Genomic DNA, 14934 nt, shown 5'->3' on the forward strand with positions numbered 1-14934 from the left:
ATTTTAGATATTTATGTGCCAAATACCACACCTGTTAACTTCAGCAAAGAACAGGCCAATGTTTAAAGTTAACACACGTTTTGAGTTAACCCGAATGACAGTAAACTGCATTGAGAACGAATACTCTCAATGTAGCTATTCAGCGCATTGTCAACCGACCCTGTATTACGAAAACAAATATCAATCGCTTTATCGACAAGCGGATGAGCTTGAATACGTGCAATGACTTGCTCTTTATCACCACATATCATGAGTAAACGGATCGCCTCTTCCAATACAAGCACATGGCAACCGTCTAAAGCAAAAACACCGTTACTTTGCATGCGGTTAACCGCTTTTAACGCCCGCTTATCACCTGTGAAAAGGTTTGATGGTTTATTTTCTTGAGCGCCAAACGTGAGTATAAGCTCTCCCCCATCAAGATGAGGAGTGCGAAGTTGTGCAATAACGTTAAGGGCTTGCTCATCGGAGATTGTGACAAGTGAGCTTTGAGAAATAAAATATTCGATGCTTTGCACCTGGGCCGGTACAAGTCCCATTTTTTTTGCTCTTGATGGGGCGTTCACGCCGGCTACAAACGGCAGTGCATCAAGATAGCGGAATACATAATTGTGTTGGGTAAACAGATCGACACACTCACTCAATAATTCATAACGTGCCAATTTAAGGATCACATCGTTATCAGTAAATAGACCAATCGTCACAGCGTTATCCTGTCTGCATGCTCATTAAAAATTCACTGTCTTGCGAACGCACATCAAGCTGCTCCATTGTCTCTATAAATGATGATTGTAATGTCGCTATCGCATTTCCCTTTTCCAAAAAACGCAGCGCTTGCTGAGTTAGAATCCAATCTCGTGTTTCGCGTCCATATGTCAAAGCAAAATGCCCGGCACTGATGCCACTTACCTGACTTGCACGTTTTGCCTTTATAGCAAGTTCAGCAGGTCTATTTAATCGCCCTAGTTCCCTTACCATAGAGACAATGTCGATGTCTTTGCGCAGCAGCCGAAGGGCATAAGCATCAGCTTCGTCTTCCTGCGGATCGGTTTCAACATCCAATGACTCCCCTAATTCGGGTAAAACAGAATCTGTTAAACTGCCATCCTGCGTGAGGTGATCACACAGGATATGACCAAGCTCATGCAATAACACAAAGAGCTGCGTAGAGGGGCTCTTATGTTTATGACCAAGCACGATGGCGTAATGATTATTGGAACGCATAACCATGCCAGCAGGTCGAGCAACATTTGCCGGAAAGCGAGAAACGTGAATGACGGGTATATGACTCGCCCAAAATAAAGGCAATACATTCGCTAATGTAAGCTCCCCTAGTGTGTCTAATGATTGCTGTAAACGTGATAGGTTAGGTGAGCAATGATTGTATTCGAGCACGGTAATAAGCGTATTTGCTACCGCTTGACACAAATAGGTTGCGTCAGACAATTGTTGAATATCGATATGGGCGCGTTTTTTATACTGAATAGTATATTTAGCGGGCAAAAAAGACACGTTACCGTCGTTGACAGTGACACTTAACCCCAACCTTTGATCAAGCAGCTTAGCAAACTGTAAAAAACCTGAATTGCTTTGCAATAAGGCGTCATCCCACCACGCAGGTAGTACTCTTTTAAGGGTTGCCCGCGTAATGCCAACATCTCGGATCTGTTTGTAAACCGCCGACTTCGACGGAAGCTTGAATGCAGTCATCTCGCCTCCACATGTCATTATTATTGCTCAAGTTTACATGAGTGCGCCGCCAATAGCAGCCTTCCCAATTGTTTTGCGTGGCCGTCGGTACCATTCCATACCTTAGTTAAAACATCCATTAAATATTGATGTGATTTCGGATCAATATTTTGATATTTTCTATAGTCTATAATTGCATAATTGCATAATTTCATTAAACCTCTAGTAAGTTTCTTTTGTGGCTGAAATAAATTTCTATATACCGTTGACTGGCACATTCCTACTGCTTTTGCAATAGAGATAGATGTATCCAATCCTTTGTCGCAGTATGTTTTTAGAAGGTCTTTTTGTAATTTGCTTATGTTCATTAGTTAATTTATTAATGCATAAATGACTATTCATGGTATTATCATTTCTCGACGGAATCAAGTAGGATATTCACATGACAGATCCAGAAATTAGACACCTACTATTTGCTCGGCTTGCAAAGCGAAAGTCATTCTTAGAAAGTCAACTTTGCGAAGAAGTGCCTATTCAAAACGGGCTGACTCGCGCTGATGTTGTATTCTGCGGTAAACGACTTGAGTGCTTTGAGATCAAGAGTCATCGGGATACATTGAAACGCCTGTTTTCTCAAGGATGGCAATATGAGCAGTCTTTCGACAGAGTTACGTTAGTCTGTGCCACAAAGCACTTGAATAAAGCGTTTGGTATTATTCCTAAATGGTGGGGTGTTCTGGAAGTATCAGGCTCAGGTCAATTAGAAACAGTTAGAAATGCCCAAGCCAATCCTTATGTTAATGTAAGCGGAATGGCAGACTTGCTTGAAAACCAACACGCACGTGAGATATTGCAACAATTTGGGATCACCACAGGCATCAAACGAATGCATCACGAGCAACTGCGTAAGACGATCGCAGAAAACCTGACGCTTTCACAATTGAGAGATGCAACGAAAAATGCATTGACCCAACGGCAGTTGTCTCGCTGGCGGCCCAGCGAGCAAGTTGCATAAGAGCGTTAGCGTACGCTTCCCCCGTTTTGGTTATTAACCATTAAACAACACCTGAGCAAAATGATGATGCATAAATTCAGCCACGTGTCCTGTTGAATTGCCGGGACCAGCTTGTGGCGGTGTCAGCGTTTTGTTGTGCCAGTTTTTATCTGCCCACGAGAATGCTGATCCACGATAGTCAGGGTGTAGTATTAGAAATTCGGCTAGCTCCATAATGGCTTGGGTGTTTTTTCCCTTCTGTCGCAGTACGAGCCAATGGCCATCGAGTGTGTATTTTATCGCAATATGGCCGGAGCGTCTCGTTTCGCCAGAGTCCCATAAAGGACTTAACGTGCCATAGTCTCCATAGTGTAGATCAAACGTAAGTGAATTCGTCACATTATCATATAGCTCTTTGTCCAATCGAGGGATCTCCTCATCGCCAACAATATTTTGTAACGTCGTCGGAAAAGCGCCTGATGAGAATACAATATTGGAAAAGCCTAGATCATGAAACTTTTCGATAACCCTTGCAATATTGGTTGACACCGAGACCATTGTTTCATCAGCTTCGCCAATATCAATGAGTAATAGTGTATTATCAACATCAGCATACGGTGAGAGTATGGTTTCAAGTTCATCAAACGCGGTATCGTCGAAGATACTGACATCGTCATTAAACGCAACCCTAAAAATCGGATTGGCTTCAAAAGCGGCGATCACGCTACTATGTAAATCAGAAATCTCAAATGGGTCAATAGCAAGGCGCAAACCATGCTGAACAATCGTTTGTTGAATATGCGCCGACACTCGCTTTAAATGAAAACGTGATAAGTCCATTATGCTGCCATCCGGCCACGTGGAAGCGACCGCTGGGATCGCTTTTTCAAATGAGGCTAAAAACTCCACGTTCCAAATAGGGTGAATTTTGTCATGCCACTCATCTGGAGCATGTGACAACGCTTTAAGCTCTCCTGCTTTTACACGTAGATTGGGGTAATACATCTTGTCTCCTTATACTTATTTCCATTTTCACTTGTTCATATCGCAGCTGTCGAAGCCACTGCATTGCTTCGCTATCGGGGAATGCAAAGGCATTCGTCTAAAGTGTTTCATTCGATAGTGTCGAAACAAGCCTATTTGAAACTGTTACATAAAATATTATCCTATCCCATAAGCCAGCATCGCATCGGCAACTTTTACAAATCCCGCAATATTCGCGCCTTTCACGTAATCAGTTGCGTCATGTTTTGCTCCATATTCAACACATTGTTGGTGAATATGCGCCATAATATGCTGAAGTCTGGAATCAACCTCCTCTCTTGTCCAGGGAAGTCTAAGAGAGTTTTGAGTTTGTTCGAGACCAGATACCGCTACGCCGCCCGCATTTGCAGCCTTTGCAGGAGCAAACAGTATGCTTTTTTCTTGAAAGTATTGCACGGCCTCTAGGGAGCAAGGCATATTGGCGCCCTCTGCGATCAACTGAATTCCGTTATTAACGAGGGCTTTTGCGTCTTCAAGTTCTAATTCATTTTGCGTCGCGCAAGGAAAGGCTAAATCGGCTTTTATCATCCAAGGCCTTTTGCCTTGATAGTAAGTAGCCTGTGAATATTTTTGCGTGTATTCGCTCAATCGTTGCCGCTTGACAAACTTAAGCTCTTTGAGAAACGCGAGCTTCTGGTGATCAATTCCATCAGGATCATAAATAAAGCCGCTTGAGTCAGAAAGCGTCATAACTTTCGCACCTTCGCTCGTCAACTTTTCTGCGCAAAAAATAGCGACATTGCCAGCGCCCGAAATAAGCGTTGTTTTTCCCGCTAGTTTTTCGTTGCGCATATTGAGCATATGTTGGGTGAAATAAACAACACCGTAACCTGTCGCCTCGGTTCTGATAAGGCTGACGCCATAAGAAAGTCCTTTGCCCGTTAGCGTTCCGACAAATCGATTCTTTAATCGCTTATATTGACCAAATAAATAACTAATTTCCCTTCCACCTACACCGATGTCGCCGGCTGGGATATCTGTATCCTCCCCAATATGGTTTGAAAGCTCAATCATGAGTGATTGGCAAAAGCGCATGATTTCACGATCACTTTTTCCTTTAGGATCGAAATCACTGCCACCTTTTCCTCCCCCCATAGGAAGTCCAGTCAGTGCATTTTTAAAGACTTGCTCAAACGCTAAAAACTTCAATACGCTTTGAGTAACATTAGGATGAAATCGCAGCCCGCCTTTATAAGGCCCAATAGCATTATTAAACTGTACTCTCCATGCTCTATTGCAGTGGATGTGCCCCTTATCGTCCTCCAACACACTCTAAAAATCACAATGCGGTCAGGCTCTGTCATTCTTTGTAGAATATGACCATCATCATATTTTGCGTTAGCCATCACATAGGGCATAACGGAACCTGTGAATTCTTGTACCGCTTGATGGAATTCATGCTCAGCTGGGTTTCTTTCAATTATTCCCAAGTTAAATAACTTAATTCTGTCCGCTTCGTTTTTACTATGTACCACAGTGTTGTCCTGTTTTCGTTTGGTATGGCTGTACGATCAGCCGTAACGTAAGTCTGATCGTCGCTATTGAAACAATTACTTTTTATGGGTTTGCCCAGGTGGAACACGGTGGCAACTCCAGGGTTTGTGTTTTGCATTTTCACGAATGTTTTCGTCAACGAATTGGTAATAGCCTTCTTTCATTTTTGTCCAAAAGTCGTCCGAAATGTCAGCCCCGTTGCCACGAATGATTGTCTCAATGCCATCTAAATTGCAGTGGGTTGCATCGTAGCCTATATGCAGGGTACTTTTGGCGTCCTCAAATGAAACCGCATCGATTCCAAAGGTCCCATCAATGCCAGCAATAATTGCTTCTATGTTATCTTCGGTAATACCAACCAACTTTAAATGCCGTACGACTAAATTCGCCTCTGATACACCGACTCTGTGATCTAGATCGCTCATCTTTTCCTCCTATAAATCGATTGTTAACTTGTTTATGTTCGTCATTTCTTTGATTATTTAAAACACTATTGGCACCGAGCTGCTGCCTCATTAACGATTGTAAAATTGACATTCTTTGTTCAAGATAAAACAAATGCTCATCTACCGTATTTCCCATGACTACAAAATCGCCCCCTGCTATACCGCTGTCGATAAGAACGAGACTTCGTTGAAGGCCATTTGTGTACGTTTCTTCCAAATGTGCTTTGTGTCGCAGATCCGTTTCACTTTGGAGCCTCTTCTCAATATTCGTTAAATAAATTTCCATCATCTTCATATGCTCAACGATGAGAGTTTGCCTTTCAGAGACGTCGTTGATCCGTTGTATGCGTTGCATTAGTGCATCCATGACACGCTCGTTACTTCGCAGCATATCATCCGCGCTGATCGACGTTTGAGCAGCAGCAAATGTCGCGGGTAACAACCCTCCGACGAACAGTAATGACAGTAGTACTTTGTTCATTTTTTAATCCTTAATTAGTACTTGAAACGTTTGAAATACCCATACGGGGAAACCAACCGGGCGTCGTTTGTTTATAGTGTCTGTAGCTATCACCAAACTCGGATTCAGCTTGCTGCTCTTCTCGTGTGGCGAGTCGAACATAAACAACAATAAGAATTGGAAACATAAGTAAGGTTGGCAGTGTTGGCCATTGCAATAAAAAGCCAAACATGATCAGTATAAATGCAACATATTGAGGATGCCGGCAGCGCGCGTACCATCCTGTAGTGGCTAAACTATGCGACTTTTGCGCGTGGTGAAGGACGCTCCAAGAAGCGGATAATAAAAAGAAACCTAAAATGATGATCACATTGCTTAAGATGTGTAATACATCCCAGTGAGCATCGCCGGATAGCCCCAGCAAGGTATGCCACAAATGACCGTTTTCATGCGCTAAAAAGTCTACCCCTGGATAACTTTCCGCTAACCACCCTGACAAAAAGTATATTGTCAGGGGGAAACCATACATTTCGGTAAATAAGGCCACGATAAAAGCGGAAAAGACACCTAGGCTTCGCCAATCTGTTTTCGACTTCGGCTTGATGAAACTAAACGCAAAAAAGATAAAAATGGCTGAGTTTATGATGACTAGTGCCCAGAGCCCATAATCAGAATCACCGTGCATTATTATTCTCCGTTTTATGTTTTCCTTTACGGGCTTGCTCTAACCCTTCGATATAGCCTTTTCGATATTGCTCATTGTCCTCGGTTTGTTCTTTAAATGTCTTTTCGGTGTGATCATGTGTTTCATGTCCTTTGCCATGACTGCCGTGCATAAGAATGTGCATGACAGGGCACAACAACAAGATCAAGTAAGGTAAATACGGGAACACATGCTCACCATGCTCAACCAGCAAGAAGTAGCTCGCGGCGGTAATAAGGCCTATGGCAGACCAACCAATGGGTGTGCGCCAGAAAGGGACTTTTTGTTTATTCATAATACACCTCGCTTTGGTATCGTTTACGTTAATAAAAAGCGTTTAATCACTTGATCATCAACGTGCCACGATACATTTGCATCTGACAATGAAATGGGTAAACGCCGGCGCTGGAAGCAGGAATAGTGACAGTCACTCGCTTGTTAAGCGCTAATGTTTCATTGATATCCAACTCCGGGATCAATAACGTTTCTGCACAGGGCGTTGCATCTTCTCTGACGAACATAAGCTGAACGGATTGATGCGCCGGCACCGTGATATTGGCAGGCTGATACACGCCGTCTTTTACAAGGACTTCGATACTGCCGTCTTTTATCTGGGTTGATTGAGCTTGGTAAAGCCAAAACCACCAAACAATAAGCCCAATTAGAATAAGCCCTGTTAAATTAATCCATATCATCATTGTGTTCTCCTAGTGCTCTTTCGCTTTAAATAGACGTAATCGGTTAGCATTGGTCACCACCGTTAGTGATGAGAATGCCATCGCTGCACCAGCAATGACTGGGTTAAGCAGTATCCCTAAGAATGGATAAAATACGCCTGCCGCAAATGGTATTCCGGCGACGTTATAGATAAATGCGCCAAAGAGGTTTTGCTTGATGTTACGTAGTGTTGCTTTGCTCACGGCAATTGCATCCGCTAACCCATGTAGGGAGCCGCGCATCAACGTTATATCCGCACTTTCTATCGCTACATCAGTCCCAGTCCCAATCGCAAAGCCGACGTTGGCATGAGCAAGGGCCGGTGCGTCATTGATCCCATCACCGGTCATACCCACAATTTCGCCTTCACGTTGAAGCTCAAGTATTTTGTTTGCCTTATCTTCCGGCATCACTTCGGCAACGTAATCTGCAATCCCCGCTTTTCGGGCGACGGCTTTTGCGGTCAGTCGATTATCCCCGGTTAACATCACAACTCGTATCCCGTTATGCTGTAGCCGCTTTATCGCATCTATTGAGTCAGATTTTATTGGGTCAGCGACGGCAATTACGGCAACTAATGTAGAATCAATAGCAAAATACATAGGGGTCTTTGCATCCGCTGCTAACCTCTGCGCTTTGTCGATGTAATGATGAAGCTCTATCCCTTGGTCTATCATCAATTTTTCATTTCCAAATAGCAGGCGTTGAGAATTTAGCATGGCTTCAACCCCCTTCCCCGCAATGGACTGAAAATCAGTAACGGAATGGATCGGCACACCTTGCTCCTTTGCAGATTCAACGATCGCCATGGCAAGTGGATGCTCAGAACCAGACTCAAGGCTAGCCGCCAAAGAAAGCACGTCGTTGTGACTATGATCTGAAGCTATAACGACATCTGTTACTTTAGGGGCCCCCTCAGTAATAGTGCCTGTTTTATCTAGAACCATAGTGGTTATTTTTGAGGCAGATTGCAGCGCTTCGCCGTTTCGGATAAGAACCCCCGCTTCAGCCGCTTTTCCCACACCGACCATCACCGACATCGGTGTGGCCAAACCCAACGCGCAAGGGCAGGCAATAATCAGTACTGTGGTCGCAGAAACGATTGCAAAAGCAACTTCAGGAGATGGACCAAAATTCAGCCAGACCAGCGCACTGATCACGGCAATGATCATGACGACCGGTACAAAATAGGCGGAAATCATATCTGCTAATCGACCAATAGGCGGTTTAGAATTTTGTGCGCGTTTTACCATGTTAATAATTTGAGCAAGCGCGGTATCTTTTCCCACGCGCTCTGCTCGAAAGACGATAGAGCCTGATTTGTTGATCGTGCCGGCAACGACCTCATCGTCTTTTCGTTTTTCTATGGGCATGGGTTCACCCGTTAGCATTGATTCATCAATACTTGTCTGGCCCTCGACAACTAAGCCATCAACAGAGATGCGTTCCCCAGGGCGAACCCGGATAAGATCATTTAACAGAACATCTTCAATCGGAATATCTATATCATGCCCATCACGAATGACGCGAGCTGTTTTGGCTTGTAAACCAATCAGTCGTTTAATTGCCTCGGACGTTTTACCGCGTGCTTTTATCTCAAGCGCTAAGCCTAAATTAATGAGACCAATGATCATGGCTGTTGCTTCAAAATAGACATGCCGCGCCATTTCAGGCACATATCCGGGGAAAAACACAACGACCATAGAGTACAACCAGGCTGTTCCTGTCCCCAATGCAATCAAAGTATCCATGTTCGCGGCGTGATTTTTAAAGGAGTTCCAAGCACCTACATAAAAATGCCGACCAGAAAACACCATAACACCCAATGTCATGATCCCTACAATCAACCACACGATCCGCTCAGTGGTCGTGTTGACGCTCATTTCCCCCGTCACCAAGCCATAAAGCATAAGTGGTACACCCAGAGATAATGCAATGACCATGTCTCGCATTAGTTTTTTATAATATGCCCAGTCCGCCTGTTCCTTTTCTTCAATAGCAGCCTCATCTGAATCCGTATTCGCTAATGTTGCGTTATACCCAGCTTGCTCTACCGCCTTAATCAATGCGTGGGAGGATGAACTGCCCAAAACCAACACCGTGCGTTCAGCAAAATTCATCTCAGCATTGGTGACACCAGAGACCTGTTTTAAGGCCGCTTCAATTTTAGACACACAACTGGCGCAACTTGCACCTTGGATATTAAGTTGTACCTCACCCGAAGACGCAGAGACTTGCTCAGCATGTGTTTCACTCTTGACCGCCTCATTAGCGGTTGATACTTTGTTGTCACCGCCACAACACGTATGGGCTTTCGCATTGTCTGTTTTTGAATTCATGAGCTACTCCCTCTCTAAATATGGTTATGATTTAAGTGCTGTGAAACCTTCAATCAAATGGCAAATCGTATCGGCCGTTGGATGCTGATCCGGTGTATTTTCCCATTCTGACATGGCTTTACGCATGCGCAGTCTTAGCTCATGCATGTCCTGATACCGCTGTTCAGTTTCTTTCAACCTTTGTTCAATAAGGCGCCGAACCGTCGGGCATGGCGCGTTGGTTTGTGATGACGTGAACAGAATTTCCTTAATATCATTGACAGAGAAACCTAATGAACGCGCGCTTAAAATAAACCGTAGTCGTGTCACATCAGCGGGCCTGTAATACTTGTAACCATTGTGCGATTTACTTGGCACCAAAAACCCAATGCGCGTGTAATACCGTACGCTGTCCGCGCTGATCTCTAGTGCATCTGCAATCTGTTTAACGCGCATTTTAACGCTCCTCTTTTATCAACATCGATATGCGGTTAAGCACGCCTTTAATCCTATGTTCTACTCTCACGTTACTAGGGTAAACCTGTGTGTTGCTCACAGGTCAATACCTATTCTTTCAGCAAATCCTTGGAAGCGGCTCATCTTCGAGTTCATTCATGAAACGTCTTCCTCCCATTGGCGTAACAATGGTCACGCGCCCTTTTGATTCGGTGTTTTTTACTATTACACCAATGTGTTCGGCTTGCTCCCCGTTTCGAATGCTCCGCCAGTGTGCTAGCACCTTACCGCTTATGTCAGGGGCAACAACAGCAACAATGCGTCCCTCACACGCTAAAATAAACGGATCAAAGCCTAATATTTCACACACGCTTGCCACTTCAGGTCGCACCGGAATATTATTTTCAATTAACTCGATGTCGAAGCCTGTTTCATTAGCAACGTCATGGAGTAATACTGACAACCCTCCGCGAGTTGGGTCACGCACAAAACGAACACCGTCCAAATGCTTGATTGGATCAATAAGAGGAACAACGCTTCCACAATCAGACTTTAGCTGACCTTGCAATCCATAGTCCTCGCGAGCAAGCAGGACACACGCACCGTGATCACCTATCGAACCACTAACCAGCACGTGATCGCCTGCCTTTATCAGACTGGTATCCCAAATAGGCGCATCTTGGCTGTCTCCAACACCCGTTGTATTGATATAAACGCCGCCACCACTGCCTTTCGGGACAACTTTCGTATCACCTGTTACAATGGCGACATTCGTTTCTGCGGCAGCTTGATGCATTCCATTAACGATTTGTTTCAATGTTGAAAGGGAAAAGCCTTCTTCAATAATAAATGCAGTACTGATGTACCGTGGTGTTGCCCCAACGACTGCTAGATCATTGACGGTACCGTAAACACTCAACACGCCTACATTGCCGCCTGGAAATATTGGGGGGGATACAACGAAGCTATCCGTTGTTATACTCAGATAAGGACCATCAAAAGTTACTGTGGCGGCATCATGAAGCAGATCTAGATCTTTGTTCGCTTTATTTTTAAAAACATGATCAATGAGTCTTTTTGTTAGTGTTCCGCCGTTCCCCTGAGCTAATTGAATAGATTCCGTGCCCAACGGCTCTGATGATGAATGATTGTTGCCCTCTGCGCTTTTCATTATGACCTCCGTGAACAGTATTCGTGGATTTGCCCAACACTTATGGCGGCATCGTTTAATGGCAAACTACTTGGAATAACCACATGAATGTCTGATTGTAAAAACCGTTGTGATATACCGTCACACAAAATGCGATTTTGGAAGACGCCCCCTGCCAATCCAATGTGGTCAAAATTATACTTTTTACGGCAATGTAGGGTTACCTCCCATACCGTTTCAATTAACGAAGCGTGGAAATTTGCGGCACGAGTTTGAGGAGACACTTTGGGATCAAATAGTTCCGGTACCAATGCTCGCCAATCCATTTGAATAAATTCGTCGTTTTTCTGGACCAACGATAACGCCATAACCTTAGAGGGTGTCGACGCAACGCTTTCCAACATCATCGGCGCCTGCCCCTCATAAGAGACTTCGCTCTGTTCACAGCAGGCAAATGCCGCCGCGTCGAACAGTCTTCCCATTGAACTACTAACATGACAATTGAGTTCGTTTTGCCATGCGTTGTAGCTTAATTGTTGTGGATCAAATGGTTTAAAATCAATGCCGGTGAAATTAGTACCCCAAACTAGTGATGCTGCACTTCGCCACGGTTGATTTGGAACCTTGTTGCCGCCTTGCAACTTCATAGGCGCTAATGAGGCAACGCGTTTCCAATTGCCCGGCGTCCCCCAAAAAACTTCCCCTCCCCACATCTCGCCATTCTCGCCTAATCCGGTTCCATCCCACACGAAAACCAAGCTTGGTGTCGATATTTCGGCAGCTAATGCCCACGCTGATGCGTGAGCGTGGTGATGTAAAATTATGCTAGTCGGTAGTGCGCTGCCTTTGGCCCAACGCGAACTGATATAGCCAGGATGGCTATCGCTAAGAATACGCTGTGGATGAACATGATAGAGAGCTTGAAAGTCACTGATACATTTTTCAAAGTGCGCTTGCATTATCGGAGAATCGAGGTCGCCAATATGCGGAGTTACGATAAGTCGATTGTTCCAAGCTATTGCGACTGTATTTTTCTGATTCGCGCCAACAGCAAGCATTGGTTCCTGTACGGCATATGGCAATGATAATTCTAGCGGGCTTATACCCCGCCCCAGGCGAATAGGAATGGTGCCTGACTTAAGCGCTCGCAGCACAGAATCATCCAGTTTGTGAAAAATGTCTCGATTATGGTGCACGAAGATGTCTGCCAACATCGAAAGGTGTTGCTGTGCCGATGACGTCGATGTGACCATCGGTTCACCGTACATATTTCCTGACGTAGCCACCATGGGGCGATTGAATTGCTGCATAATGAGTAAATGCAGTCCGCTGCACGGAAACATCACCCCCAAATCACGAAGCATGGGCGCTACGTTATCTGCAATGGGTACAGTCGATTGCTTTTTTGCAAGTAAAATGGGGCGTACGGGGCTTAGTATGAGCGCTCTTTGATGACTGTCTACAGCAACGCATTTATCTAACCAATCCTCATTTGTTACGTCTGCACTAGGCTCTGGGAGCATGACCGCGAAAGGTTTATCTGGTCTATTTTTACGCTGGCGTAAAAGGTCTACCGCTTCAGTGCTTTGTGCGTCACAGAGCAAGTGATAACCGCCTATACTTTTTAACGCGACAATTTTGCCTTGATTCAAATACGCGACAACCGTTGCTACAACATCAACATCGCCTTGCGCGACCACGCGCCCGCCGACAGTAGAACAAAATGCTTCAGGCCCGCATGCGCGACAGCTTATCGGTTGAGCATGAAAGCGCCTATCAGTTGGCGATTGATATTCTTTACGACACAACTCACACATTGGAAATGCTGACATACTCATGTTCTTTCTGTCGTATGGCATTGCTCGCAGCATAGAAAATCGTGGACCACATGCACTGCAAGCGATAAAGCTATAAGTGCCACGCCGGTTTGTATTTGACAGTAACTCAGCTTTACACGCTCCACACAAATAGACATCTTTGGGGATTGATATCGTCCCGCACGCTATATCATGACCGCTTTCTTTTATCGTGAATGAGTCTACATTACTCAGTTTAACCTTCTTCTTTTCCAGCAAGGATATGGAAACTAGCGACCCATTGTTCAGTAAGTCGAATACAAATTGTTCAACGTCTGGCTCTTTGCCTTCAGCGTGTATTCGCACACATCCACAGTCGTTTTGTACCCAACCAACAATACTTTTTTCATACGCTAAGCAGTAAACTAACGGTCTGAACCCAACTCCCTGGATGACTCCAGTAATGTTCAACTCATAGGCGATAGTTTTACTCTTGTTCATATTGGCAATATATGTGCGGCCAGTCGTCATCACTTCATCTCCACCTTTAGCGTATTCCCCTTCTTGATAAAATTTGTTATCGAACGCTCACCAGAGCTATACCAGATTCGGCAAGCCCCCTCATCAGACACCATACATGCGCCTTTAGGGGATGCTGGTTTGCATTCTTGACCAAAAAACGGGCACGCATCAGGTGCCATTTTTCCGAGGATCACTTTTTCACAGGGCGATGTGGTTTCAGGAACGTTTTGCTCACATTGCGAAGGGAAATCGACTGGTGCATAATCGTTTGTGGCGTCTAGGTGCGATAGTCTCGAAGCAAAGGAAAATCCAGAACCAGGAATAACACCAATTCCTCGCCAATGTGCGTCAACGATTGTGAACGCTTTATTGATTAGTGCTTTAGCTGCTGCATTGCCGTTTTGCTTTACCACTTCGGGATAGCGGTTACTCAGTGTGACGACTTTATTTGAACAATTACCGTTCAGGGTTTGGAGCGACAACAGCAAACTTTCTGGATGAAAACCAGCAATACTGACAGGCAAATTATGATGGTCGATTGCAAACTGCCATTCTTCACTACCCATAATAGTCGCAACGTGGCCTGGCGCAATCAGTGCATCAAAAGTATCCGATTGACTCTCAAGCACATGGGCAACCGCTGGCCAAGTAAGTCGTCCAGACAATAAAACTCTAAAGTTATTGGGTAAATCATTAAGCAGTGTTGCAGCAATCGGTGCCATAGTCGTTTCAAAACCAACAGCAAAAAACACAATAACCTTACGAGGTTCTTCCAATGCTATAGATACCGCTTCTTGCGGAGAGGATATCGGACGAATATCGGCCCCTTGATTTTTTGCGTCTATCAATGAGCTACAGCCACTAATTTCGTATTCGACTGGGACGCGAAGCATGTCACCAAAACTAACGATAACGACATTTTCGTTGATGGCCAAGTGTATCGCGTATGCAATATCCTCTTCGGGGCAAATACAAACGGGGCACCCTGGCCCAGGTATCAGATGAATATTGTGCTGAAACAACGTTCTAAAGCCAGCGCGCGTAATCGCACGCTCATGGCCACCGCAGACATTAAGAATACGAAACGGTTTTGAAAGCGAGGTATTCTTAATGTCACTTAGCAACGATTCAACACTGTACATAAG

The 14934-nt window shown here is 44.7% G+C and carries 14 protein-coding genes and 1 pseudogene; 1 reads left to right on the top strand and 14 read right to left on the bottom strand.

Annotation, left to right across the window (positions count from 1 at the left end):
- Positions 1–68 precede the first annotated feature (68 nt).
- Complete coding sequence (locus tag KIU71_RS16420) at positions 69–704, bottom strand: hypothetical protein (RefSeq protein ID WP_006991826.1); 636 nt, start codon at positions 702–704, stop codon at positions 69–71.
- 4 nt (positions 705–708) lie between these two features.
- On the bottom strand, positions 709–1710 hold the full coding sequence (locus KIU71_RS16425; protein WP_214132401.1) for an ImmA/IrrE family metallo-endopeptidase: 1002 nt from the start codon (positions 1708–1710) through the stop codon (positions 709–711).
- A gap of 421 nt (positions 1711–2131) precedes the next feature.
- Between KIU71_RS16425 and KIU71_RS16430 the strand changes: the two genes are divergently transcribed.
- Entirely contained in the window at positions 2132–2704 is a 573-nt protein-coding gene (locus tag KIU71_RS16430) for a sce7726 family protein (RefSeq protein ID WP_214132404.1), read from the top strand.
- Positions 2705–2737: 33 nt separating this feature from the next.
- On the opposite strand, the gene KIU71_RS16435 is transcribed toward KIU71_RS16430, so the two are convergent.
- From KIU71_RS16435 to hypD, 12 genes and pseudogenes are all read right to left on the bottom strand, one after another.
- A complete protein-coding gene (locus KIU71_RS16435; RefSeq protein ID WP_214132407.1) occupies positions 2738–3688 on the bottom strand; it encodes a beta family protein in 951 nt (316 codons plus the stop codon).
- 156 nt (positions 3689–3844) lie between these two features.
- Positions 3845–5202: pseudogene (gdhA, locus tag KIU71_RS16440) on the bottom strand (NADP-specific glutamate dehydrogenase).
- A 75-nt stretch (positions 5203–5277) separates the two neighbouring features.
- Complete coding sequence (locus KIU71_RS16445; RefSeq protein WP_214132410.1) at positions 5278–5646, bottom strand: cation transporter; 369 nt, start codon at positions 5644–5646, stop codon at positions 5278–5280.
- Entirely contained in the window at positions 5561–6148 is a 588-nt protein-coding gene (locus KIU71_RS16450; RefSeq protein WP_250207601.1) for a hypothetical protein, read from the bottom strand. The genes KIU71_RS16445 and KIU71_RS16450 overlap by 86 nt, the downstream gene beginning before the upstream one ends.
- A gap of 10 nt (positions 6149–6158) precedes the next feature.
- Entirely contained in the window at positions 6159–6812 is a 654-nt protein-coding gene (locus KIU71_RS16455) for a methyltransferase family protein (RefSeq protein WP_006991834.1), read from the bottom strand.
- Complete coding sequence (locus tag KIU71_RS16460) at positions 6802–7125, bottom strand: DUF2933 domain-containing protein (protein ID WP_214132413.1); 324 nt, start codon at positions 7123–7125, stop codon at positions 6802–6804. The genes KIU71_RS16455 and KIU71_RS16460 overlap by 11 nt, the downstream gene beginning before the upstream one ends.
- A gap of 46 nt (positions 7126–7171) precedes the next feature.
- A complete protein-coding gene (locus tag KIU71_RS16465) occupies positions 7172–7528 on the bottom strand; it encodes a cupredoxin domain-containing protein (RefSeq protein ID WP_214132415.1) in 357 nt (118 codons plus the stop codon).
- Positions 7529–7537: 9 nt separating this feature from the next.
- Positions 7538–9886 (bottom strand): heavy metal translocating P-type ATPase, encoded by a 2349-nt coding sequence (locus tag KIU71_RS16470; RefSeq protein ID WP_214132417.1) that lies wholly within the window; start codon positions 9884–9886, stop codon positions 7538–7540.
- 24 nt (positions 9887–9910) lie between these two features.
- Entirely contained in the window at positions 9911–10321 is a 411-nt protein-coding gene (locus KIU71_RS16475) for a MerR family transcriptional regulator (RefSeq protein ID WP_214132420.1), read from the bottom strand.
- Between the two features lie 118 nt (positions 10322–10439).
- Positions 10440–11492: a hydrogenase expression/formation protein HypE gene (hypE, locus tag KIU71_RS16480; RefSeq protein ID WP_214132422.1), complete on the bottom strand. Its 1053-nt coding sequence runs from the start codon at positions 11490–11492 to the stop codon at positions 10440–10442.
- Positions 11492–13798 (bottom strand): carbamoyltransferase HypF, encoded by a 2307-nt coding sequence (gene hypF / locus KIU71_RS16485; protein ID WP_214132429.1) that lies wholly within the window; start codon positions 13796–13798, stop codon positions 11492–11494. Before hypF ends, hypE begins: the two co-directional genes overlap by 1 nt.
- On the bottom strand, positions 13798–14931 hold the full coding sequence (gene hypD / locus KIU71_RS16490) for a hydrogenase formation protein HypD (RefSeq protein WP_214132430.1): 1134 nt from the start codon (positions 14929–14931) through the stop codon (positions 13798–13800). The genes hypF and hypD overlap by 1 nt, the downstream gene beginning before the upstream one ends.
- Between the last annotated feature and the right edge of the window lie 3 nt (positions 14932–14934).

Origin of the sequence: Alteromonas oceanisediminis (assembly GCF_018474025.1) — a bacterium.
GTDB lineage: Bacteria > Pseudomonadota > Gammaproteobacteria > Enterobacterales > Alteromonadaceae > Alteromonas_E > Alteromonas_E oceanisediminis.

What these genes read in the sequence shown, in the direction of transcription:
- KIU71_RS16430 (WP_214132404.1), top strand. Translation starts at nt 2,132, where the DNA reads ATGACAGATCCAGAAATTAGACACCTACTATTTGCTCGGCTTGCAAAG.
- KIU71_RS16445 (WP_214132410.1), bottom strand. Translation starts at nt 5,646, where the DNA reads ATGAGCGATCTAGATCACAGAGTCGGTGTATCAGAGGCGAATTTAGTC.
- KIU71_RS16475 (WP_214132420.1), bottom strand. Translation starts at nt 10,321, where the DNA reads ATGCGCGTTAAACAGATTGCAGATGCACTAGAGATCAGCGCGGACAGC.
- KIU71_RS16450 (WP_250207601.1), bottom strand. Translation starts at nt 6,148, where the DNA reads ATGAACAAAGTACTACTGTCATTACTGTTCGTCGGAGGGTTGTTACCC.
- KIU71_RS16425 (WP_214132401.1), bottom strand. Translation starts at nt 1,710, where the DNA reads ATGACTGCATTCAAGCTTCCGTCGAAGTCGGCGGTTTACAAACAGATC.
- KIU71_RS16470 (WP_214132417.1), bottom strand. Translation starts at nt 9,886, where the DNA reads ATGAATTCAAAAACAGACAATGCGAAAGCCCATACGTGTTGTGGCGGT.
- KIU71_RS16460 (WP_214132413.1), bottom strand. Translation starts at nt 7,125, where the DNA reads ATGAATAAACAAAAAGTCCCTTTCTGGCGCACACCCATTGGTTGGTCT.
- hypD (WP_214132430.1), bottom strand. Translation starts at nt 14,931, where the DNA reads ATGTACAGTGTTGAATCGTTGCTAAGTGACATTAAGAATACCTCGCTT.
- KIU71_RS16435 (WP_214132407.1), bottom strand. Translation starts at nt 3,688, where the DNA reads ATGTATTACCCCAATCTACGTGTAAAAGCAGGAGAGCTTAAAGCGTTG.
- hypF (WP_214132429.1), bottom strand. Translation starts at nt 13,798, where the DNA reads ATGACGACTGGCCGCACATATATTGCCAATATGAACAAGAGTAAAACT.
- hypE (WP_214132422.1), bottom strand. Translation starts at nt 11,492, where the DNA reads ATGAAAAGCGCAGAGGGCAACAATCATTCATCATCAGAGCCGTTGGGC.
- KIU71_RS16465 (WP_214132415.1), bottom strand. Translation starts at nt 7,528, where the DNA reads ATGATGATATGGATTAATTTAACAGGGCTTATTCTAATTGGGCTTATT.
- KIU71_RS16455 (WP_006991834.1), bottom strand. Translation starts at nt 6,812, where the DNA reads ATGCACGGTGATTCTGATTATGGGCTCTGGGCACTAGTCATCATAAAC.